General features: G+C 63.3%; 18 protein-coding genes. 4 read left to right on the top strand and 14 right to left on the bottom strand.

From position 1 onward, the window contains the following. Window positions 1-115: 115 nt before the first annotated feature. Together OY559_RS19100 and OY559_RS19095 are read right to left on the bottom strand one after the other, a co-directional pair. On the bottom strand, window positions 116-1777 hold the full coding sequence (locus OY559_RS19100) for an MFS transporter (protein ID WP_277727869.1): 1662 nt from the start codon (window positions 1775-1777) through the stop codon (window positions 116-118). A gap of 11 nt (window positions 1778-1788) precedes the next feature. After that, window positions 1789-3174 (bottom strand): DcaP family trimeric outer membrane transporter, encoded by a 1386-nt coding sequence (locus OY559_RS19095; RefSeq protein ID WP_277727868.1) that lies wholly within the window; start codon window positions 3172-3174, stop codon window positions 1789-1791. Window positions 3175-3495: 321 nt separating this feature from the next. On the opposite strand from OY559_RS19095, the gene acs reads away from it, so the two are divergent. Continuing rightward, window positions 3496-5439, top strand: a complete 1944-nt coding sequence (gene acs / locus OY559_RS19090) for an acetate--CoA ligase (protein ID WP_277727867.1) — start codon at window positions 3496-3498, stop codon at window positions 5437-5439. A 109-nt stretch (window positions 5440-5548) separates the two neighbouring features. Then, window positions 5549-6217, top strand: a complete 669-nt coding sequence (locus OY559_RS19085; protein ID WP_192203304.1) for a response regulator transcription factor — start codon at window positions 5549-5551, stop codon at window positions 6215-6217. Window positions 6218-6262: 45 nt separating this feature from the next. On the opposite strand, the gene OY559_RS19080 is transcribed toward OY559_RS19085, so the two are convergent. The 3 genes from OY559_RS19080 to OY559_RS19070 form a co-directional block, all read right to left on the bottom strand. Further along, on the bottom strand, window positions 6263-6655 hold the full coding sequence (locus OY559_RS19080) for a Na+:solute symporter (RefSeq protein WP_277727866.1): 393 nt from the start codon (window positions 6653-6655) through the stop codon (window positions 6263-6265). Window positions 6656-6741: 86 nt separating this feature from the next. Further along, window positions 6742-7053 carry a hypothetical protein gene (locus OY559_RS19075; protein WP_277727865.1) on the bottom strand — a complete coding sequence of 104 codons (312 nt, stop codon included), beginning with the start codon at window positions 7051-7053 and terminating at the stop codon, window positions 6742-6744. A 155-nt stretch (window positions 7054-7208) separates the two neighbouring features. Continuing rightward, on the bottom strand, window positions 7209-7781 hold the full coding sequence (locus tag OY559_RS19070; protein WP_277727864.1) for a hypothetical protein: 573 nt from the start codon (window positions 7779-7781) through the stop codon (window positions 7209-7211). On the opposite strand from OY559_RS19070, the gene OY559_RS19065 reads away from it, so the two are divergent. Both OY559_RS19065 and OY559_RS19060 read left to right on the top strand, forming a co-directional pair. Continuing rightward, window positions 7771-8811 carry a Gfo/Idh/MocA family protein gene (locus OY559_RS19065; RefSeq protein ID WP_277727863.1) on the top strand — a complete coding sequence of 347 codons (1041 nt, stop codon included), beginning with the start codon at window positions 7771-7773 and terminating at the stop codon, window positions 8809-8811. The genes OY559_RS19070 and OY559_RS19065 overlap by 11 nt on opposite strands. Continuing rightward, a complete protein-coding gene (locus OY559_RS19060; RefSeq protein ID WP_277727862.1) occupies window positions 8808-9965 on the top strand; it encodes an NAD-dependent epimerase/dehydratase family protein in 1158 nt (385 codons plus the stop codon). The genes OY559_RS19065 and OY559_RS19060 overlap by 4 nt, the downstream gene beginning before the upstream one ends. A gap of 103 nt (window positions 9966-10068) precedes the next feature. Here OY559_RS19060 and OY559_RS19055 read toward each other — a convergent pair whose 3' ends face one another. The 9 genes from OY559_RS19055 to OY559_RS19015 all read right to left on the bottom strand — a co-directional run bounded on the left by OY559_RS19055 (window position 10069) and on the right by OY559_RS19015 (window position 22287). Continuing rightward, a complete protein-coding gene (locus OY559_RS19055; RefSeq protein ID WP_277727861.1) occupies window positions 10069-10578 on the bottom strand; it encodes an HIT family protein in 510 nt (169 codons plus the stop codon). 55 nt (window positions 10579-10633) lie between these two features. Next, complete coding sequence (locus OY559_RS19050; RefSeq protein ID WP_277727859.1) at window positions 10634-11098, bottom strand: HIT family protein; 465 nt, start codon at window positions 11096-11098, stop codon at window positions 10634-10636. Between the two features lie 535 nt (window positions 11099-11633). Further along, window positions 11634-12044, bottom strand: coding sequence for a hypothetical protein (locus OY559_RS19045; protein ID WP_277727858.1), 411 nt, complete (start codon window positions 12042-12044; stop codon window positions 11634-11636). Between the two features lie 1879 nt (window positions 12045-13923). Beyond that, on the bottom strand, window positions 13924-14253 hold the full coding sequence (locus OY559_RS19040) for a hypothetical protein (protein ID WP_277727857.1): 330 nt from the start codon (window positions 14251-14253) through the stop codon (window positions 13924-13926). A 434-nt stretch (window positions 14254-14687) separates the two neighbouring features. Continuing rightward, window positions 14688-15107, bottom strand: a complete 420-nt coding sequence (locus tag OY559_RS19035; protein WP_277727856.1) for a YfbO family protein — start codon at window positions 15105-15107, stop codon at window positions 14688-14690. Window positions 15108-15612: 505 nt separating this feature from the next. Next, on the bottom strand, window positions 15613-15969 hold the full coding sequence (locus tag OY559_RS19030) for a hypothetical protein (RefSeq protein ID WP_277727855.1): 357 nt from the start codon (window positions 15967-15969) through the stop codon (window positions 15613-15615). Between the two features lie 26 nt (window positions 15970-15995). Further along, window positions 15996-16649: an HAD family hydrolase gene (locus OY559_RS19025; RefSeq protein ID WP_277727854.1), complete on the bottom strand. Its 654-nt coding sequence runs from the start codon at window positions 16647-16649 to the stop codon at window positions 15996-15998. An 809-nt stretch (window positions 16650-17458) separates the two neighbouring features. Further along, entirely contained in the window at window positions 17459-18151 is a 693-nt protein-coding gene (locus OY559_RS19020) for a hypothetical protein (RefSeq protein WP_277727853.1), read from the bottom strand. A 665-nt stretch (window positions 18152-18816) separates the two neighbouring features. Then, window positions 18817-22287 (bottom strand): hybrid sensor histidine kinase/response regulator, encoded by a 3471-nt coding sequence (locus OY559_RS19015; protein ID WP_277727852.1) that lies wholly within the window; start codon window positions 22285-22287, stop codon window positions 18817-18819. Between the last annotated feature and the right edge of the window lie 26 nt (window positions 22288-22313).

Below are 22313 nucleotides of genomic sequence, written 5' to 3'. Positions count from 1 at the left end.
CCACGTGGCGTGAGGATCAGCTTACATCCGCGAAAGTGGCCGGAAAGAAAACGCCGGCCACGAAGGCCGGCGTCGGGATTGCCGGCCCCGGAAGGGCCGGCGCGGGGAGGAGCGTCTACTTGGTGATATCGACGTGGTTCGTTTCGCGCAGGAAGAGCGTGCCGACGATCAGCGTCATCACCGCGATGCCGATCGGATACCACAGGCCGTAGTACAGGTTGCCCGTACCCGCGACCAGGGCGAACGAGATCGCCGGCAGGAAGCCGCCGAACCAGCCGTTGCCGATGTGGTACGGCAGCGACATGGAGGTGTAGCGGATGCGGGTGGGGAACAGCTCCACCAGGTAGGCGGCGATCGGGCCGTAGACCATGGTCACGTAGATCACCAGCAACCACAGCAGGAACAGCGTCATCGGGATGTTGATGCGCGCGGTGTCCGCCTTCTCCGGATAGCCCGCGCTGGTCAGCGCGCCCTTCAACGCGGCGCCGAACTCGCCTGACTTCGCCTTCAGGTCGTCCTTCGACAGGCCTGCCGCCTCGTACGAGCTCACTACAGCGCCACCGACCTGGATCTGGGCCACTTCGCCCGCCGGACCCGGCTGGATTTCGTGCGGCACGCCAGCCTTGGTCAGCGCGGCCGTGGCCACGTCGCAGGAGCTGGTGAACTTGCGGATGCCGACCGGATCGAACTGGAAGCTGCAGGTGGCCGGATCGGCGACGACGACGGCCGGCGACGACGTACGGGCTTCCTGGATGGCCGGGTTGGCGTAGTGGGTGATGCCCTTGAAGATCGGGAAGTAGGTCAGCGCGGCCAGCAGGCAGCCCGCCATGATGATCTTCTTGCGGCCGATCCTGTCCGACAGCCAGCCGAAGAACAGGAAGAACGGCGTGGCCAGCAACAGCGCACCGGCGATCAGCAGGTAGGACACCGTCGGGTCCACCTTGATCATGCTCTGCAGGAAGAACAGCGCGTAGAACTGGCCGCCGTACCACACCACGGCCTGGCCGGCGGTGGCACCGAACAGCACCAGCAGCATCAGCTTCAGGTTGCCGCCCTGCAGGCTGTCGCGGAACGGCTTCTTCGAGCCCTTGCCTTCGGATTTCATCTGCTGGAACAACGGCGACTCGGCCAACTGCAGGCGGATCCACACGGAGACGCCCAGCAGCACGATCGAGCCCAGGAACGGAATGCGCCAGCCCCAGTCCTCGAACGCCTCGGTGCCCAGCGTCAGGCGGCAGGCCAGGATCACCGCCAGCGACAGGAACAGGCCCAGCGTGGCGGTGGTCTGGATGAAGCTGGTGTACAGGCCACGCTTGCCCGGCGGTGCATGCTCGGCCACGTAGGTGGCCGCGCCGCCGTACTCACCGCCCATCGCCAGGCCTTGCGCCAGGCGCAGGATGATCAGGATCACCGGCGCGGCGAAACCGATGGTCTCGTAGTTGGGCAGCACGCCGACCAGGAAGGTCGAGATGCCCATGATCAGGATGGTGACCAGGAACGTGTACTTGCGGCCGATGCGGTCGCCGAGGCTACCGAAGAAGGCAGCACCGAACGGACGCACGAAGAAGCCCGCCGCGAACGCCAGCAGCGCGAAGATCATGCCGGTGGTCGGATTGACGCCGCTGAAGAACTGCTTGGCGATGATCACGGCCAGCGAGCCGTAGAGATAGAAGTCGTACCACTCGAACACGGTGCCGAGGCTGGAGGCGAAGATGACCTTCTTGTGGCCCTTCGTCAGATCGCCCGACGAGGAATGCTGCACAGTCGTGGAACTCATGTGGTTTCCCCTCAGAAAGTGTATTTGACGGTCGTGTGCAGACGCTTCAGGTCGCCCTCGCGGTCGTCCTCAAGCGAACGCTGCCCGTAGATGAGCTCCGCGCCGATGTCCAGTTTCGGGAACGGCGAGTAGATCAGGTTGGCGTGCATGGACTGCGTGCGCTCGGTGACGCCGAACCCGGTCAGCGCGGCGTCGTTGTCGAAGTGCGAGGCCGAGTACATCAGGTTGGTGCGGATCTTCGGGCTGAACACATGGCGCCACGCCACGAAACCGCCGTAACCATCCAGTGCGCTGATGTCGCCATCGGCTTCGGTGACCACGTCGCTGCCCACGCCGAACGCCAGATAGCGGCCGATGCCCTGGCCGGCATTCACCGCATAGCGGATGTCGTCGCTCTTGCTCAGGTTGAACTTGCCCGACACGCTCACCGAACCGCCGGTGTCGGTTTCGTCGGCGACCTTGAACTGGCGCACCATGCCGGCGACGGTGAAGTGGCCCCAGTCGCCCTTGGTCAGCCAGCGCGCCGTGACATCGGGCATCGCGTTGTCGCCGCTGTTGAAGCGGGTGCCGGCGAGGTACGGCGTGACCGTGGTCTGCGGATTCTCGACCGAGAACGACCATGGGCCCTTGGTGTAACGCACCTGCGCCTGGCGCACGAACACGGTGCCGTCGGTCGGACCGACGAAGTCGACCGCATCCGGCAGTGCCGCCACGTCCATGAAGTTGGACCAGGTCTGGCCGGCCAGCCAGCTGTTCCAGGTCACGTAGGCATGGCGCAGGCTGACGGCGTAGGTGTTGGTGGCGGTTTCGTTGCCGGCCAGCGCATTGCTGCCGCCGCCGAAGAAGTCCGCTTCGATATAGGTCTTGAACTTGTCGCCGCCCTCGGTGACATGGTCGGTGCTCAACCAGAAGCGCGAGAACTGCGCATGGAAGTCGGCATAGGCATCGCCGCCGTCGGAACCGGCGCCGCCCACCGGAATGGTGCTGGGCACGTAGAACAGGCGGCCCGACGAGCCGTCGGCGATGCGGCCGTCGCTGGTGTCGGTGGCCATCGCATCCAGCTTGATGAAGCCGCCATACGAGAACGTGGTGCCCGGCGTGGCGGCGGTCAGGATGGTGGTGTTCTGGATCGGCTGCTTGCCCGCAGGCACGGCGGCGGGTACCGCGGCCTGCTTGGCCTGCACCTGCGTCACCTGCTCCTGCGTGGTGGTGATCTGCGACTGCTGTTGTTGCTGCGCGGACAGCAGCAGCTGCACCTGCCGTTCAAGGTCGGCGACGCGTGCCTCCAGGGCTCTTTCCTTGGCGGTCTGCGCGAATGCCATGCCTGGCGCGAGCAATGCGACGAAGAGCGCAGCGGCCAGTGGCCGTCGCGCCATGAGTGCGGAACGTTGGGTCATAACCCCTCCCGAAAGGTTGATGGCCGCGTTGCGCGGCTGACGGAGACTTGCGCCTGCGCGCCGGCAGCGCCTATTCGCCATTAGTCGTACTCGCGCCATCGGACAGGCAAACCCTTGCCGCAGAAGGGGTGCGGCGATCGGTCGCAGGGAGCGCACGGCCGCTTTACGACCATTGTCTAAGCCGGTTGCTGCGATGCCGCACGACCGTATGCGTCAAACTCGGCATGCCGGACGCACCGCACGACGTACTTCCTTCGCCTCGCCCGGCCTTCGTCCATGCTTCAGAATCGACGCATCACAGGAACGTCCCGGGAGGACCTCATGACTGATCTCTATCCGGTCAAGCCGGAATTCGCCGCCAGCGCGCGCATCACGCGCGAGCAGTACCTGCGCGATTACCAGGCCTCGATCGACGATCCCGATGCGTTCTGGAGCAGGGCAGCCGAGCGCCTGGACTGGTTCAAGAAGCCGACGCAGATCAAGGACGTCAGCTACGCCCTCGACGATTTCCATATCCGCTGGTTCGCCGATGGCGAGCTCAATGCCAGCGTCAACTGCCTCGACCGACAGCTGGCCAAGCGCGGCGACAAGGTCGCCCTGCTGTTCGAGCCCGACGGTCCGGACACGCCGTCCTATGGCGTCACCTATCGCGAGCTGTACGAGCGTACCTGCAGGCTCGCCAACGCGCTGCGCGCGCTGGGCGTGCAGAAGGGCGACCGCGTCACCATCTACCTGCCGATGATTCCCGATGCGGCCGTGGCCATGCTGGCCTGCGCACGCATCGGCGCCATCCACTCGGTGGTGTTCGGCGGCTTCGCACCCAACTCCATCGCCGACCGCGTGGCCGATTGCGGCACCAAGCTGATCATCACCGCCGACGAAGGCCTGCGCGGTGGCAAGAAGGTGCCGCTGAAGGCGAACGTGGACGCCGCGTTGAAGCTGCCCGGCACCAACTCCGTCGAGACCGTCCTGGTCGTGCGCCATACCGGCGGCGCCGTCGACATGCAGATGCCGCGCGACCGCTGGTTCGATGCCGTCGTCGACGCGCAGCCGGCCGAGTGCGAGCCCGAACGCATGAACGCCGAAGACCCGCTCTTCATCCTGTATACCTCGGGTTCCACCGGCAAGCCCAAGGGCGTGCTGCACACCACAGGTGGCTATCTGCTGTACGCGGCGTACACGCACGAAGCCGTGTTCGACCTGCGCGAGGACGACATCTACTGGTGCACCGCCGACGTGGGCTGGGTCACCGGCCATAGCTACATCGTCTACGGCCCGCTGGCCAACGGCGCCACCGCGGTGATGTTCGAAGGCGTACCCAACTATCCGAACGTGTCGCGTTTCTGGGACGTGATCGACAAGCACAAGGTCACCATCTTCTACACCGCGCCTACCGCCATCCGCGCGCTGATGCGCGAAGGCGAAGCGCCGGTGAAGAAGACCTCGCGCGCGTCGCTGCGCCTGCTGGGCAGCGTCGGCGAGCCGATCAATCCGGAGGCGTGGCGCTGGTACTACGAGACCGTCGGCGATTCGCGCTGCCCCATCGTCGATACGTGGTGGCAGACCGAGACCGGCGGCATCCTGATCACCCCGCTGGCCGGCGCCATCGACCTCAAGCCCGGCTCGGCCACGCTGCCGTTCTTCGGCGTGCGGCCAGCGCTGGTCGACGCCAGTGGCGAGCAGCTGGAAGGCGCCACCGAAGGCAACCTGGTGCTGCTGGATTCCTGGCCGGGCCAGATGCGCACCGTGTACGGCGACCACCAGCGCTTCATCGACACCTACTTCCGTACCTACCCGGGCACGTACTTCACCGGCGACGGCTGCCGTCGCGACGCCGACGGTTACTACTGGATCACCGGCCGCGTCGATGACGTCATCAACGTGTCCGGCCACCGTATCGGCACCGCCGAAGTGGAAAGCGCGCTGGTCGCGCATCCGAAAGTAGCCGAGGCTGCGGTGGTCGGCTTCCCGCACGACATCAAGGGACAGGGCATCTACGCCTACGTCACCCTGAAGGCCGGTGAGGCGCAGAGCGACGAGCTGCTCAAGGAACTCGTCGCCTGGGTGCGCAAGGAGATCGGACCCATCGCCACGCCGGACCACCTGCAGTGGGCCCCCGGCCTGCCGAAGACGCGCTCGGGCAAGATCATGCGCCGCATCCTGCGCAAGATCGCCGAGAACGCGCCGGAGCAGCTGGGCGATACCTCGACGCTGGCCGATCCCACGGTGGTGGAATCGCTGGTCGCCGAGCGCAAAGTGCGGTGAAGCAGGAGTGAGGGCAGAGGAGTGAGAAGTGAGTAAGCGCAAAAGCACTTCCGCTCGACTATCCTGATGCCGCACCACTCACTCCTCCCCACTCACTCCTCGCTCTCCCATGCCCACCCTGCTGATCGCCGACGACCACCCGCTGTTCCGCGAAGCGCTGCGTGGCGCCGTGCAGCGCGTGATGCCCGGCGTGAAGCTGCACGAAGCCGACAGCGTCGACGCACTCTACGTGCTGGTCGACGCGCACCCGGATGCCGACCTGCTGCTGATGGACCTCAACATGCCCGGCGCGCACGGCTTCAACGCGCTGGTGCACCTGCGCGCACTGCACCCGCAGTTGCCGGTGGTCATCGTGTCGGCGCGGGAAGAGCCGGCGGTCATGCGCCGCGCGCTGGACCACGGTGCGCTCGGCTTCATTCCCAAGTCCGCCGATTCGGACACCATCGGGCAGGCCATCGGCGCGGTGCTCGATGGCGAGCGCTGGGTGCCGGACGAAGCGCACAACGCACCGGCCACCAGCCGGGACGAACAGGAAACCGCGCAGCGCCTGCGCGATCTCACCCCGCAGCAGTTCAAGGTGCTGCAGATGCTCGGCGCCGGCCGCCTCAACAAGCAGATCGCCTACGACCTGGGCGTGTCCGAAGCCACCATCAAGGCCCATGTCACCGCCATCCTGCGCAAGCTGCACGTCACCAATCGCACCCAGGCCGTGCTCGCGGCCGGTCGCCTGGCCGTGGACCCGGACGGCATCGTGCTGCCGCCGGAAGAAGCGGAGTAGGGCGCTTGCGCGTGCGGCCGTCGGTGACCGCCGCGTGCACGCAGGTTACCGGCGAGGCGCCACCGACATGCCGAGCAGGCGCATCGCCGGTCCCGTGAGCAGCGCCCCGATGATCGCGCATGGCGTGCCCCACATCAACACCGCTACGTAGATCATCGACGCACCACCACCCTGGTACGGCCGCACGCAATCGGTGTAGTACGCCAACACCAGCCACGGTGCGAACAGCAGGCACGCGCCCACCGCCCGCAGTGGATTGGCCGTCAGCAGCGAGACCAGCGCGGGAAGCAACGGCACCAGTACGAACATACCAACCACCTGTACGAACGTCAGCAACGTGTGCCCGTAACAGCCAACGCTGTTGAACGCCTGCAGCGCGATGATCAGCGCGATCGCCGTCATGCCGGTGATCAGGGCCTGCCTGCGGGAAATCAGCATGGAGTGCACCGGTTTGCAAGGGCGTGTCGAACATACCGTGAAGCTCCGGGGAAAGCATGCGCGCGCCACCCCGTTCGGACGCGCGATCAGATCCTCGCGGATCGCGCGGACACGGCGCTGACAAGCGCGGCGCAGACGGCCACCAGCAGTCCGGTGAAGACGAAGGCAGGACGCCATTGCGCATACGTCAAAGCGCTCAGCACCGCCGCAAGGAACAACAGGCAGGTCGCCAGGCGTGGACTGAACATGAGGACGAGGCTCCCTGTCGCCAGAAGCCCGCTGCCTGACGCCCATGCCATGGCGGTCAGCACGCTGATGCCACCGTCATGGAGCTGGCTGAGGGTCGTGGAGGCATAGAGCGCCACCACCAGCGTCTGGAAGACTGCGAGGGAAAGCACGATGGCGATCCATCGGCGCGGTACACGTGTCGATCCGGGTGCGGTGGATGATGCTGGCGCCTGGTACGGGTTGTCTTGTGTCATCGCCGGAGATCAGAAGAGGAATGGGCCCGGATCACGTCATGCCAGGACGCAATGTGGGTCTGGATGAAACGTCAGCTGCCATCGCCGCGGCCCCTGGCGCGGGCACCGAGGAAAAGGAATGCCGCGCCGGCAGCGCCGACGGCGATGGACCAGGCCAAGTGCATATCGACATGTCGATGGAGTTGCCATAACACCAATGAAGCAACAATCGAGAGGCCCCCCATTGCCGTGAGAATTCCGATGGACTCATTGCCGATCCGGTAAAAGCGCCCATCGTCCCGATTCAGCCACGCACGGAACTTCGCGAGCCTTCCCATGGCCACTAACGGTCCAGCCTGGTTGACGTGCTGGGGAGCGCGAGGGTTGGGCGCGGCGTGGACGTTCTCGTGGTGCGTAGTGGCCTCCGCCATGCCTGCGAAACCACCCTGCTCCCATCCTCGATTGCAGCGGTAAAGAGCATCCTGCCAGCTGTCCGGGTGCGATGGCTCCAGCGTACCGTAGATGCCGAGCGCCGCGCATGCACGCTTGGCGAGATCGGCGCCCCCGCCTGGGCGCGTGACTGTCGCGGTCCGCCGCACGGCCGGTCGAGGATCCAATTTACGTATCGCTAGTGTGCTGACACGGAGAGGGACCTTGACGAGCATTGATTCCAGCCAGCCCGTACGGCTGGGCATCGTCGGATGCGGCGCGATCACGCGCGAGGCGCATCTGCCGGTCATCACCCGGGACCGTCGGGTCGAGGTGACCGTCCTGTGCGACCGCGACCGCCGCAACGCCACGCATGCCGCACGTGCCGGCGGTATCGAGGCGGAGATCACCACCGAGCTCGCCGGGCTCGCCGGCAAGGTCGACGCCGCCATCGTGGCCGTCCCGCCGCGCTTCCACGCGCCCGTCGCCATCCAGCTGATGGAGATGGGGATCGACGTCCTGTGCGAGAAGCCGTTGGCGATAACGGTCGCCGACGGGCAGAAGATGGTGGAAGCCGCGCGCAGGACCGGTCGCGTGCTGGCGGTTGCACTGATGATGCGGTTCTTCCCCCACAACAGGTGGCTCGCGGACCTGGTGGAAGACGGTGAGATCGGCGAGGTCTGCGAAGTGATCGTCGAGGACGGTGCACCCCTCGACTGGCCGATGGCGAGCAACAGCTACTTCGACCGCAATGCGACAGGCGGCGGCGTCCTGTTCGACAGCGGCGTGCATCTGCTTGACCGGGTGCTGTGGCTGTTCGGCGACCTCACGGAGATCGCCTACGAGGACGACGCGTTCGGTGGTTTCGAGAGCAATGCGAAGCTGACCGGCATGCTGCAGATGGGGGGGCGGCCGGTGCCTGCGCGTCTGGAATTCAGCTGGTCGCACCGCCTGCGTCGCAGCATCCGGGTAGTGGGCGAACGCGGCACGCTTGAGGCTTCGACCTCGGATCCGCGCACCCTGACCCTCCATCGGACCACGCGCCGTGGCCCGATGGAGATGCAGATCCCGTGCGCCAAGCGGTGGGACGGGCGCAGCCATTACCGTGCCCAGCTCGACGACTTCATCGGCGCGGTCCGCGAGCGGCGCGCACCATTCGTGACCGGAGAATCCGCGCTGCACGCCCTCGCCGTCATCGAGACCGCATACGCCAGGCGGACATCGATGGCGCAGCCCTGGCTGGTCCGGATGGGGGCCTCGGCATGACGCCCAACAAGATCCTCGTCACCGGCGCCACCGGATTCATCGGTTCGCGCCTGTGCGAACTGCTGTCACTCGAGTACCGCCTTCCATACCGCGCACTGGTCCGCGACTTCTCGCGCGCCGCACGGATCGCCCGGCTGGATACCGAGCTGGTCGCCGGCGACATGCTCGACGCCGACAGCCTTGCGCGGGCAGTGGCGGGATGCGATGTCGTCGTCAACCTCGCCCACGGCGACGACGAGAGCGCCCGGACGCAGGCCACGCAGCTGATCGATGCCTGCACGCGTGCCGGTGTCCGTCGCGTTGTCCACATCAGCTCGATGGCCGTGCACGGCCCGTCGCCGAAGCTGGACGTGCTCACCGAAGCCACCGCCCCCGTCCAGCGCTGGGGTGAGGCCTACTCTGATGCCAAGGCAGCGTCCGAGGCCGTGGTGGTGGCCGCCGGCAAACGTGGCGCGCTGGAGACCGTCGTGCTTCGCCCGACCATCGTCTACGGCCCCTACAGTTTCTTCGTCACGCCGATTGTCCAGGACGCGCGGGCGGGCCGGATCAGTCTGATCGATGGTGGCCGGGGCCTCTGCAATGCGGTGTACGTCGATGACGTCTGCGAAGCGATCATGGCGGCGATCGAACGCGACGACGCGGTCGGCGCGGCGTTCCTGATCAATGGCGATACGCGCATGACGTGGGGAGATTTCATCACCACGTTCGCCGGCATGGTCGAGGGCGAGAAGACCGTCCATGACCACGCGCTCGAAGACATCGCAGCCTATTGGAAGGCGAAGCAGCCGACTGCGCGCGACAGCATCAAGGCAGCCATCCGGCTGGCGGCGTCCCCGGCGTTCCATGCCCAGTTGGGCACCATCCCGTCGCTGGGCCAGTGGATCCGCGGCACCAAGGAACTGGTGGCCCGTCGGATCAGCCCCGAGCAGAAACTGAAGATCAAGTCGCGACTGCAGAATCGCGGCCCCGCCACGCATGCCGACGACCATCCGCCAGTACGGATGCCCAGCGAAGGCCGCGTCGTACGCGAGGCATATCGATCATGGGTGTCGAATGATCTGGCCAGGACCCGGCTGGGCTGGATGCCGGCGCATTCGTTCGCGCACGGCGCACGGCGCACGGCCGAGTGGATGCGTTTCGCGCGCATCGTGTGATCGAAAGGCGGCTGGCCCGGGCGATTGGCCGGGCGGTCACCGATGGCCCCGTGCCAGCCTCGCTGCTGTCCGGGGCCTGAGCCGGAGCACTACAGCAGCCAGGTTATTGCGGAAGATTCGAGCGGATCAGCTCCACGGTCTCGGCAAGCTGCTTGGCGGAAGCCCGCACCCGCTCACGGCGCTGTGCATCTCCGCCTGGATCGTGTGAGCTGCCCCTTGCTCGTCCGGCGCCATCGAAGGTGGCGAGTTGGGGTGGACCCACCCCCCAATCGCTGCCCTTCTGTCGGGGGACGACATGGAAATGGAAGTGCGGTGTTTCCTGCCCGCTGAAGACCCCGTTGTTCTGGAACGTCAGGATTCCGAGCGGTCGATACGTCTTGACGAGTGACTCTGCGACTCGCTTGGCCGAGATCATGACGGCCTCGCATTCCCGGTCGGAAAGATCGAGCAGCGTTGCGACATGGCGGCGTGTGATAACGCAGCACTGGCCAACTTCGAATTGCCACGGATTGATCACGGTCAAGGTATGTTCGCTCTCGTCCACGATCTTCCATCGTTCCTCGCGAGCGGCCACGCAGAGGTCGCATGGGTCCCTCAAGGGAAGTTCGATCATCTGCCTCTCCCATCAGACGGGTCTGTGCCGAATGGCCTGACGCTTGAATGAACTGTCAGGCCGAAACCGCGCCCAACGCTTGAACCAGCTCCTTCTTGAGCGCAGCAAACTGCCCGCGCTCATAGACTGGCTGGGCGATACGAGATGGTTCAATGGCGCGTCCTTCGAATGGATCGCCCGCGTACCGCGGGAAAAAGTGCATGTGCAGGTGAGGCAGGGTGTTGCCATGAATCTCGTAGTTGAGCTTGACGGAACCTGTGACAGCAGACAGGGCAGATGAGACGCGATGTGCGTCCTGCATGAATGCAGCTGATTGAGTAAGGGTGAGGTTGTGCAGATCAACAGCATGCACGCGGGAGACAAGGCAGACATACCCGACCATGGGTGCGCGTTCCGGCATGGTGAGCCATGACGCATGCAACTCGACGATGATGTCGAGAGGCTGGCCGCGAACGCAGATGGGACAAGCGGAGCCATCACACAGTTGCTGCCACTCGGCAGCGGAGTTCCATTTGCTCAAGTTTGCGACCCCCTGGCTGTGCGGTCTGACGCTTATGTCTTCCGATGAGCCGAAGCGCGAAGCGGGTTCGGCTTGAATGAACTGTCAGGCGCCAGCCCGTGCGCCACCGCGCTTAAATCTGCGATGGCTTGCTGCCGACCTTTGGGCGATTTGACGCTGGCAGGCAGACGGCTGAGCCAGTGCCCGTTTGGCCCGGCACCGCCACGCAATGCGGCGAGGCGCCGGGAAGAAGGCAGTGGTTTGGTTGATAGCGTTTTGATACAGATATCCAGCTGCTCTCGCGAAGTGAACCGAAAAGTCATGCCGCAAGACTCTACGCACAGCACGGGATAACCAAGCTTTCCGTCCGCCTCTGGAGCGGGAGGGTCGAACTCCGTTGCACGGTACCAAGGCTCTTTTCCCCTTTGGACATGAACCCAATAGGCCATTGGCGCAGATCGCCAGCTGGCTGTGTGCTCTATCCATGATTGGGGAGACTTTTTCATGGCACCTAACACCAGGGGTGTTGCACTTGGGGTGTTAATTCACCGGGCGGCTACGGAGCGTTGAGCTCGGACAGCTCAACCACGTACGAGCGCCCCCCGGCCGTACTGAACTCTACGCTGCAATCGTACGCTACGTTGCCGCCGGGATCAGGCAACGGTCCGCGAACCCGGTAGGTGGCGACGGCAGAGGATAGCGGGTTAGTCTCGAAGCCTTCCTTGGCCAACAAGGCCGGAAGAGCAGAAGCCAGCTGCTGCACACCTAGGGCGCCTTCTCCAGCCAAGGGCGGCTGCGACGTACCAGCAAGGAGATCCACGGCGACGGAGCCGCCGGCAGCAACGACCGATCGCGTGAAGTGATTAATGCCGTAATCGCCGGCCCAGAAATTGAGCGTGCTGGCGAATTGGTGGCAGACGTTGTGCGCCACCGCTTTAGCGGCTTCAGCGACGACGACATTCTCCAAGCCTCCTAACACCAGAATTAAGCCGACCCCCGAAGCGGGTTCGGCTTGAATGAATTGTTAGGTCTCCGGCGGGGACCCAATGCGGAACTCACCTCCGTTGTGAAAGCGCTCAACAAGCGAACTCGCCAGATAGGTGTAGATGCTTTCCGGAGGACTGTCATCGGCAACATATCTGATATGCGATACCCGATATCTTGTACCACATCGCCCGTTCGCCTCGGAGACGCCAGCAAGAACGGCGTCCACCACCTCGGACTCGGCCAATTGCCGCTTAGAACAGCTGTCGGGACGCTCAAGACGCATGCACGTTGGTCGACCAACATGTCCGTCATCAAGGCGGACCATTAGGTAGTTCCATTGATTTCCCGTTTCTCGAGTCACCAAGAGATACTCGCCTTTACGCACGAAATTCATTGGAAAGACCTAACACCTGAATTAAGCCGACCCGCGAAGCGGGTTCGGCTTGAATGAACTGTTATGCGCCAAGGTAAGCCCGAAGCACGCGGCCTGCAACGGGGTCGGAACATCCGGGAGCAGGAAATCACTCGCCGCCAGCCCGTAGCAGGGTGGGGCCCGTAAAGACCGAAGCCGACAGCGACGCTGGGCCGAAAGTCACGAAGTCATCCTTGTCCCGAGCGGCGCGAACGCAATGCATCCGAAGCCGATTGAAGCGAAGCCAGGAGACGTGAGCAACTCAGCTGCGTCAGCGGCCGATCAGTGCCAAAGCCCGCGACGCTGCTGAAGTCGCGGCATCACCGAAGCCGACAACACCAACACACCCACCCACGCATAACACCTGAATTAAGCCGACCCGCGAAGCGGGTTCGGCTTGAATGACTTGTTAGGCCCCGGTGCCGCACGGGCCCGGTGGGGATTGTGCTGCTACAGCCCTGGTCGACTCAAGGAAGTCGTGGATGGCAGCCGGATCGGTTGTTTGGCCGGGAGCAGTAAGGCCCGCGTAGCAGAACAGAAAGTCCGATACCGACGTGTCGCCGCGCGCGAGATATGCGCTGACGAAGTGCTCCATGACGCGGTGTGCATCTTGGACCGAGATCACTTGTCGTAATGAGTTCTCCAAATCGGGAAGATCTTTCATACGGGGCCTAACACCTGAGTTAAGCCGACCCGCGAAGCGGGTTCGGCTTGAATGAATTGTTAGGCCGCGGCGCTAAGTACAAGTGAAACCTCCATTGCGGCAACCGTGACCACCCCGAACTCTCCAGCAATACGGTACTCGCCTAGTCGCACAAGCGAAAGCTCGTCAATGCAGCCGTAATCCAGGCTGCCGTCAGCGTCATGAGTGGGTGGAACAGCGGCTTGTGGGAGCAGACCGCTAACAGAAGAAACACTAGAAAACCGGATGAGGCCGGGGCGATAGCAAGCCCAGTCACCACTCGCGGGTGGCGTTGCTTCTGGGTGGCTTTGCAAGAGGCTCGCGAGAACGCTGAATGTGAGCGAGTCTGAAGCGTAGTGCCACGAGAGAACGAATGTGTCCTCCAGCAAGATGTTGTCAAACGCATCAATGCTCATGAGCGGCCTAACGCCTGAATTAAGCCGACCCGCGAAGCGGGTTCGGCTTGAATGAATTGTTAGGCCCCAGCACGGTGCTGTATCTCTGCGTGAGACTGGAGAGTCGTGCCACAGAAGGGGCAAAACAGAACAGCTTGATCGAACCAGCCGACACCTTGGTCTGTATTGGCATATCCAACCGCCAAGTAAAGAACGCCATTGTCCTCAACCCGAAGTAGCTTTTCGGGCGGCGATGTCAGCGCATCCTGCATGTCGTTACAGCAACTTCCGAAGCTCGACATAGAAATCTCCTGGGGCCTAACACCGGAATTAAGCCGACCCGCGAAGCGGGTTCGGCTTGAATGAATTGTTAGGCCTTGAGTGCGCCATATGTCAGTCCCGAAAGCACGAGAACGAGGAAGATCGTTACCGCAGCGTAGAGTAGCCGAAAGCAATGGTCACCGAGGGCGTTGAGGTGAGTGTCGCCGATCTCTCTATAGGTGCGCTGAGTGACAAATCTAGTAACCGGAGCAGAAACGGACGGCTCCGTAAGTGAGTCTGGCGCGATCCTGCGCCAAGTGTCTGGGTGCTTCTGCTGCAGATAGCGGTTAAGACGGTTGGAGCTATAGACGGACGCCGCGAAAACAGGCAGGACCGCAATTGCGGAAAGAAAGAATAGGGCTGCGATGAATTTTTCCATCAAGGCCTAACACCTTGAGTTAAGCCGACCCGCGAAGCGGGTTCGGCTTGAACGAATAGTTATGCGCCAAGGTAAGCCCGAAGCCAGCGGCCTGCAACGGGGTCGGAACATCCGGGAGCGGGAAATCACTCGCCGCCAGCCCGTAGCAGGGTGGGGCCCGTAAAGACCGAAGCCGACCGCGACGCCGGTCCGCAAGCCGGAAGGTCATCCGGAAGCCGTGCGGCGCGAGAGCGATGTACCCGAAGCCGAGTGAAGCGAAGCCAGAAGGACGCGCCTGTTGCCTTGTATCAACAATCGATCAGCACCGAAGCCGCGGCTGCCGCACGATCGACTGGCAACCGAAGCCGACAACACCAACACACCCACCCACGTATAACGCCAGAGTTAAGCCGACCCGCGAAGCGGGTTCGGCTTGAATGAATTGTTAGAGCCCACTAATCCCACCAGCAAGCAACGGGCTGCACCCCGTCGGGAACCTGATAAGGCTCGTACGGCTGATCCACGAATCCCGTCCATGTTTCGTCCGGTTTGAGGTGTTGGGGGAACCATGTCGCGACCTCCTCGGGTGTGGCCGAGGTCATGATGTAGACGGTGTCAGAAAATGGCCACTCAGGAACATCGAATGCGGTGATCTGAACACGGATGTCTTGGACATCCGGGCGCTGCGCGATATTGCGGAAGAGTGAGTAGAACTCATCAGGCGCCGGAGCACTGTCAAGGTTGCATCCAATGCTTCCAACTTCGGCGTTACCGTCGAAGAACTCCTCGACAGTCAGTAACGGCCGCGGGGTGCTTGGCTCATCAGGATGACCCAGGCGATTGACTCTTTCGGTGATGCGGGCGAGATGTGTCATGTGGGCTCTAACACCGGAATTAAGCCGACTTGCGAAGCAAGTTCGGCTTGAATGAATTGTTAGGCAGCATCAGATACGTCAAAGCTGCTGCCACAGTGGAAGCAAGTGAACGATCGCTTGTGGATAACGTCGCGAACGACCCGAGCCCACGCGCTAGCCCCGTCGTGCGCGGCGCTTGCATGTGGTGGAGCGAATCCTTGAATCGTGGGGTGCTTGCCGCATCCCGGACATTTGTGCGCCAAAGCGAATCCGACATGCACTATGGAAGCGAACACAGCAAGGGCTAGAAAAACATAGAAGAGGCGTCCGTGTACATCTAGGAATATGTCTACGACCGCGGCAAGCGCGGTGGCGACCAACAGCCATGCGGAAAGTCTGGCAGCGTAAGCATCGATAACTATAAGTATGGGATTTGGATAGCGTTGCACTGTCTAATGCGGCCTAACACCAGAATTAAGCCGACCCGCGAAGCGGGTTCGGCTTGAATGAATTGTTAGGCGGCAGCTTACCGCTCATTGGTCCGACTAGCCTCATGAAAAAGCGCGGCCAGGTCCGAACTGGACATCTTGCTGAGACTTTCATAGGCAGGCTTGGTAGCGGACTCGGCCCCGGTCCCTTCGCCGTGCAGCTCAATCCCGCCGCTGCCGTCCGGCGTGAGGATGAAGACGAACGGAGTAGCGGGATTGGGCGCGCCGGCAGTGACCACTACAGAATGGCCGTCAGCGCAGCCGTAGACGAGCCAGTCATTGCCTCCGAACTGCTTAACAGCCGGCCCAATGTCGCATCGGAGAGCCGGTTGCTCAGTGGCAGGCTCGGTCGACATGCCAGCAGCAAGAATCGTGATGAGTAGAGTTGCGATCATGTCTGCTCTGCCGCCTAACACCTGAGTTAAGCCGACCCGCGAAGCGGGTTCGGCTTGAACGAATTGTTAGGCGGCACCCGAGGAGCGACAATACCGTAACGCTCACTTAGCACATCTGCCAAGGATTGTGCAGTGTCGATGGCATCATTGAAGTACAACGTATGCATGCCAAGCGCGGCCGGCGCCACTAGATTTCGGCGGCTGTTATCCACGAATACACATTCATGCGGCGCCACACAGAGCGACTCGACGGCGCTCTCAAAGATGCTGGGTTGTTCCTTGCCTGACCCGTGCTCAGCTGAGACGATTATGATGTTAAATATGCTAGCTAGCGAGTGAAGCTCGGTTAGGCGCTGCATGCGATCAGCCTTGTTATCCGTAATGATGCCGGTGCTGTAATGTCGCCTGAGCCCAGCTGCGAAGCAGAGCATGTCACGCCGGATTGGCGTGCTGTCGAACCCGCGCGTCAACATCGCGGGATCGAGATCTTGACCGAGCCGATCACAAATCTTCGCCCATACAGCCCCGTGCGTGGTTCTGCCGCTTAACAGGTGCTCGTTGAATGGTGCGAAGGCTTCCCACAGCAGGTCTTCGCTTAGGCCGGTCTGTTGGCTGAGCGACCGCAGTGTGCTGACCGACCCGGTCTTGTCAGTAGTAAGTACGCCATCGAAGTCGAACAATATTGCCCTGATCAAAGGGAGCTCCCGGCGCACACCGCATTAGACCTGCTGTGCCGCCTAACACCTGAGTTGACCGGACCCGCCATGGGTCCGCTCCGACGCCGATGATAGCCGGATCCCTGCCGAAGACGCGGGCCCCGATGCGGGTTCCGGTTGAACGACTAGTTATGCGGCAGCGGTCCGGATGCCTGCAATGCGGAGCGTCCCTCCTGGCCATGCCTGCTACCTGAAACCCCTCCGCGGAAGCGCCCGGTAAAAGCGGCTGACCAGAGCACCGCAAGCCCCGGCTTGTGGCGCGCCGGTTGCGCCGCTTTTGTAGCAGGTGAGCGAAGCGACCGACAATCGGAAAGCGGCGCGCAGTGATGTCAGACCTTGCCCATGCCAAAGGGATCTGATTCCGCCCTGCCGTATAACACCTGAATTAAGCCGACCCGCGAAGCGGGTTCGGCTTGAATGAATTGTTAGGCCTTGAGTGCACCATAAGTCAGCCCGGAAAGCACGAGTGCCAAGAAGATTGTGGCCGCAACGTAGAGTAGCCGAAAACAGCTATCTCCCAGCGCATTGAGGTGAGCGTCGCCGATCTTTCGATAGGCACGCTGTGTGACGAATCTGGTCACCGGAGCGGAAAGGGAGGGCTCAGAGAGTGAGTCTGGTGCGACCTCGGCCCAAGTGCTCGGGTGCCTCTGCCGCAGGTAACTGTTTAAGCGGCTAGAGCAATGGATGGACGCCGCGAATGCAGGCAGCACCGCGAGCGCGGAGAGCAGGAATACGATGCCTACGAACGTTTCCATCAAGGCCTAACGCCTGAGTTAAGCCGAGCCGCGAAGCGGCTTCGGCTTGAATGAATTGTTAGGCGTCAACCAGTTGTTTATTGCAACCTTCTCTGTGTACCAGACAAACATTGCCGCAGACCCTACAAGGCTGTCGATCTCTTTAACGGGTACTTTTTCTTTCGTGGCCAGCTCGTGCGCATATAGGTGCCGTAGCTTGAAAAGCTTCTCAACCATTCCGATTTCCCTTGGAAACACCTCTCCGACGGATTTCGTGTTCTGGCCGCTACATGGTTGAGTTAGATACATTCTCAGGAAGTCATCTCCTGCTAGAGCGGACAAATGAGAGTTGACGTCGGACACCCCGTTGATTGGAAGAAGGTGCGCAACAAACTCACCAATTGAGACCTTTCTCTTATGAATCGCAACCACCGCTTCAGCGTTGAACTTGATCTCTTTAAGCTCAGGAACCCTCGACAGAAATGGATCTCCGTAATTAATAAGATCCGCAATGAGGATACGGAAGTAGCCCTCCACGCACGCGATGTATCCAATAGCGCCGTATTTAAGCCATTCGTTTCTGAAGCTTACGGATTTATCCATCGATTTGATCGAACGAAACCCCTCCACAAGCGGATGGACTCTACGTGTAAATAGATCCATCCGCGTTCCGCGGCGATGCAGTCGTGACTGCTTTGCGATGATCTCTTGGATGTAGTCACGTTTGCTCATTGACGCCTAACACCTGAATTAAGCCGACCCGCGAAGCGGGTTCGGCTTGAATGAGTTGTTAGGCCGCACACGGCGTGCGCGGCGGATGAACATCAAGCCAGCAATGGCTACAAGTGCGGCCGGAAGGAACGAGTGCCAACCGCCCGAGATGGCATGGTGGACAGCTGCAAGACCAGATGAGGAGATGCTATCTGGGCCAAGACCATCTCGAAGAAGCCAGGCCCAGAAGGCTGCTAATCCAGCTAGGAAGACCGCAGCAGCTATCATTGTCCAGCCAACTATTGCCTGCATCCGTCTGCTTGGAGCTTTCATGTGCGGCCTAACACCTAGTAGACCCCATTTCGGGGTGATAGCGCGGAGTATTCAGCTGGAGGGATGGGGCGTCAACACGGGGATGGCCTTTCCGTTCAATGCCTTGCGAGGCATGACGCTTGGAGGATGGGGAGTTTGTCGTTGGTGATATTCGCGGCAAGTACGGTGGTGGTCGGATAGCAGGGCGAACGCGGGGCGGTAACGGGTTTGGCGCGCGTTCCTCTTGCGTGGAGGGGCGGTGATGTTGATCGCAGGCGGGGGCCCTTTCGGGTCACGCAGTGCTTTGCGTGAAGGGGGCGCTGGGGGCGGGAGGCTTCAGGCCGGGAAGGTGGGTGATTGGTCGCGGGACATCTTCACTCCGTAGCCGGCAACGGGACGGGAACATGATGGGCGGCGAGGAACGCGCGTAGGGAGGCGGGTTTCACTGGCTTGGTCAGCAGGCGGTATCCGCGTTCGCGGGCTTCGCGCTTCAGTTCGTCGCGGCCGTCGGCGGTGAGCAGGGCTCCGGCGATGGGGCCGGGGCTGGCGGCGCGCAGGGCGTCGAGCGTGGCAAGGCCGTCGAGGCGGTCGTGCAGGTGGTAGTCCACCAGCATCACGGTGGGTGCCTGTGCGATCTTCTCCAGCGCTTCGTCCACCGTGGTGGCGGTGATCACGTCCACCTGCCAGCGGCCCAGCAAGGCTTGCATGCCGTCGATGATTTCGCGGTCGTTGTCCACGCACAGCACGCGCAGCCCTGCAAGCGAATCGCTTGCGAGCGCGGTCCGTCGCGAGGAGGTGCGCCGTTCGCTCGTAGGGCTGCCGCGCGGCACGACGATGGAGAACATGCTGCCGTGGTCGACCTTGCTGCGCGCATCCAGCTCGTGCTGCAGGAGGCGGGAGATGCGCTGGCAGATAGACAGGCCCAGGCCGAGGCCGCGCTCGCCCCAGTCGAACGGTTGCTGGTAGCGATGGAACTCGTCGTAGATCTGCCGCATGTGATTCTCGGGAATGCCGGGCCCGGTATCCCAGACCTGCAGCACGACCTTGTCGCTCCGTGCGCGCATGCCGATCACGATGCGCCCGTCGCGCGTGTAGCGCAGCGCGTTGGCGAGGAAGTTCTGCAGCACGCGGCGCAACAGGCGGCGGTCGCTGCGCACGGGGATGGGACGCGCGTGCACGCGCAGCCTGATCCCGCGGCCCGCGGCGACCGGTGCGTACTGTGCCGCGAGTTCGCGCAACAGTTCGCCCGCATCGAAATCGCTGATCTGCGTCTGCAGGCCGCCGGCATCCAGGCGGGAGACATCCAGCAGGCCATCCAGCAGTTCCTCGGCGGCGCGCAGCGACGCGTCCACGCGCTCGGCAAGGTGCTGGCGCTCCTGGGCCTGCGCATCCGCACCCTGCTCGCTGTCGCGCAGCGCGCTGACGAACAGGCGTGCCGCGTTCAGTGGCTGCAGCACGTCGTGGCTGATGGCCGCCAGGAAGCGCGTGCGCGACTGCTGCGCATGCTCGGCGGCCTGGCTGCGTTCGGCTACGCGCTGTTCCAGCGTCTCGTTGGTTTCCAGCAGCTGTGCTTCGGCATGCTTGAAGTCGGTGATGTCGTTGTAGCTGGTGACGTAGCCACCCCCGGGCAGCGGTTGCCCGCGCATCTCGATGACCTGGCCATCGGCACGCACGCGCTCGAAGATGTGCGGCGAACCCGCGCGCATGTAGCGGATGCGCTTGTTGATCTGTTCGTCGATGTCGCCATCGCCCAGTTCGCCACGTTCCGCGTTGTAGCGGATCAGGTCGGCCACCGGACGGCCCACGTAGAGCATGCCGTCGGGATAGCCGAACATCTGCTGGTAGCGGCGGTTCCAGGCCACCAGCCGCATGTCGGGATCGACCACGCTGACGCCGGCGCTGATGTTCTCCAGTGTGGTGGACAGGATCTCGCGGTTGAAGCGAAGCTCCTGGCCGGCCTGGTCGAGTACGGCGACCACTTCGCCCAGCTCCATGCCCGAACCGCGCAGCACACTGGTCAGCACGATGCGCGCGGAGGCGGCGCCGATGGCGGCCGCAAGCAGGCGTTCGGTGAACTGTACCCAGACGCGGTCCGCGGGAACATTCGGCTGCAGTTCGCGTTCCAGCAGCTGCGCCTGCTCGGCGAACGCGCGCCGCGCATGGCGCTCGCCGACCACGCGTTCCGCCAGCGTGCGCAGATCGCCCACGCGCACGCTGCCGGGCCATTCGCCGGCCACCAGCGCGGGGCGTTGCGCGTAGGGGTCGAGGAACGGCGCGGCGCGCAGCCGTTCGTCCACACCGGGGCGCGAGCGCGCCGAGACGATCATCATCGCGCCAGTGTTGACCAGCAGCGACCAGAAACTGCCGTGTGTCAGCGTGTCCCAGCCGCTCAGGCCGAACAGCTGCTGCGGCCGCAGCCAGGTGATGCCGAAGGGACCGGCATGCAGCCAGTGCGGATCGAACCAGCCGGCCTGGGTCATCGTGGGCAGCAGCAGCGTGTAGATCCACGTGGCGAAGCCCAGTACCATGCCCACTTCCACGCCGCGCCGGCTGGCGCCACGCCAGTACAGGCCGCCGATGAGGCCCGGGGCGAACTGCGCCACCGCGGCGAAGGCCATCAGGCCGTACGACGCCAGCGTGCTGTCATTGCTGCTGCTGCGGTAGTAGGAGTAGGCCGTCAGTGCGAGCAGCAGGATCGCGACGCGGCGGATCCACAGCACGCGCGAGGCCACGTCGGCTTCCGCATGGTGCTCGGCCCAGCCGCGGCGCAGCAGTACCGGCATGACCAGGTCGTTGCTCACCATGGTGGCCAGCGCGATGCTGGCCACGATCACCATGCCGGTCGCCGCGGAGAAGCCACCGACATACGCGATGATCGCCAGCGCCGTGCGGCCTTCCGCCAGCGGCAGCGCCAGTACATAGCTGTCGTCCGCCACATTGGTGCCGCCGAACAGGGCGATGCCGGCGGCGGCAACCGGAATCACCATCAGCGAGAACAGCACCAGGTACCCGCCGAACAGCCAGCGCGCCTTGCGGATATCGCCCACGTCGCTGCATTCCACCACCGCCACGTGGAATTGCCGTGGCAGGCACACGATGGCGAGGAACCCGAGCAGTGTCTGCGCGATGAAGCCGACCGGAGGCGCATTCTCGAACAGCGTGCGCGCCGAATCCGCGACGTGGATGTTGTTCCCGCCCAGCCACAGGTAGGCGAACACGCCCACCGCGATCATCGCGACCAGCTTCACCACCGATTCCAGCGAGATCGCCAGCATCATGCCGTGGTGGTGTTCGGTGGCGTCCACCTGGCGGGTGCCGAACAGCGCGGCGAACAGCGCCATCAACAGCGCGACATACAAGGCGGGATCCGTGAAGAAGCCGTGCGAACTGTCGCCACCCTCGCCGCTGAGCACGCTCAGGCTCATCGCGACGGCCTTGTACTGCAGCGCCAGGTACGGCACCACGCCGATCAGGGCGATCACCGTGACGAGTGCGGCGAGCCGGCGCGAGCGGCCATAGCGGGACGAGATGAAGTCGGCGATCGAGACCGTGTTCTCGCTGCGTGCGATCAGCGCCAGGCGTTCGATGATGCGCCAGCCGAACAGCAGCAGCAGGACCGGGCCGAGGTAGATGGGCAGGTAGCCCAGGCCGTTGCGCACCGCGCTGCCGACCGCGCCATAGAACGTCCACGACGAGCAGTACACCGCCAGCGCCAGGCTGTAGACGACCGGACGCAGCCAGGGCCGGTCGGGGTACATCGGGCGACGGTCGCCCCACCACGCCACGCCGAACAGCAGCGCGGCGTAGCCGACGGACACCAACAGCAGGATCCAGCTGGAAACCAACGCCCTCTCCCCGCGCCCAACCCGTC

Origin of the sequence: Pseudoxanthomonas sp. SE1, from assembly GCF_029542205.1 — a bacterium.
GTDB lineage: Bacteria > Pseudomonadota > Gammaproteobacteria > Xanthomonadales > Xanthomonadaceae > Pseudoxanthomonas_A.
This window is presented reverse-complemented; position numbering and strand designations above follow the sequence as displayed.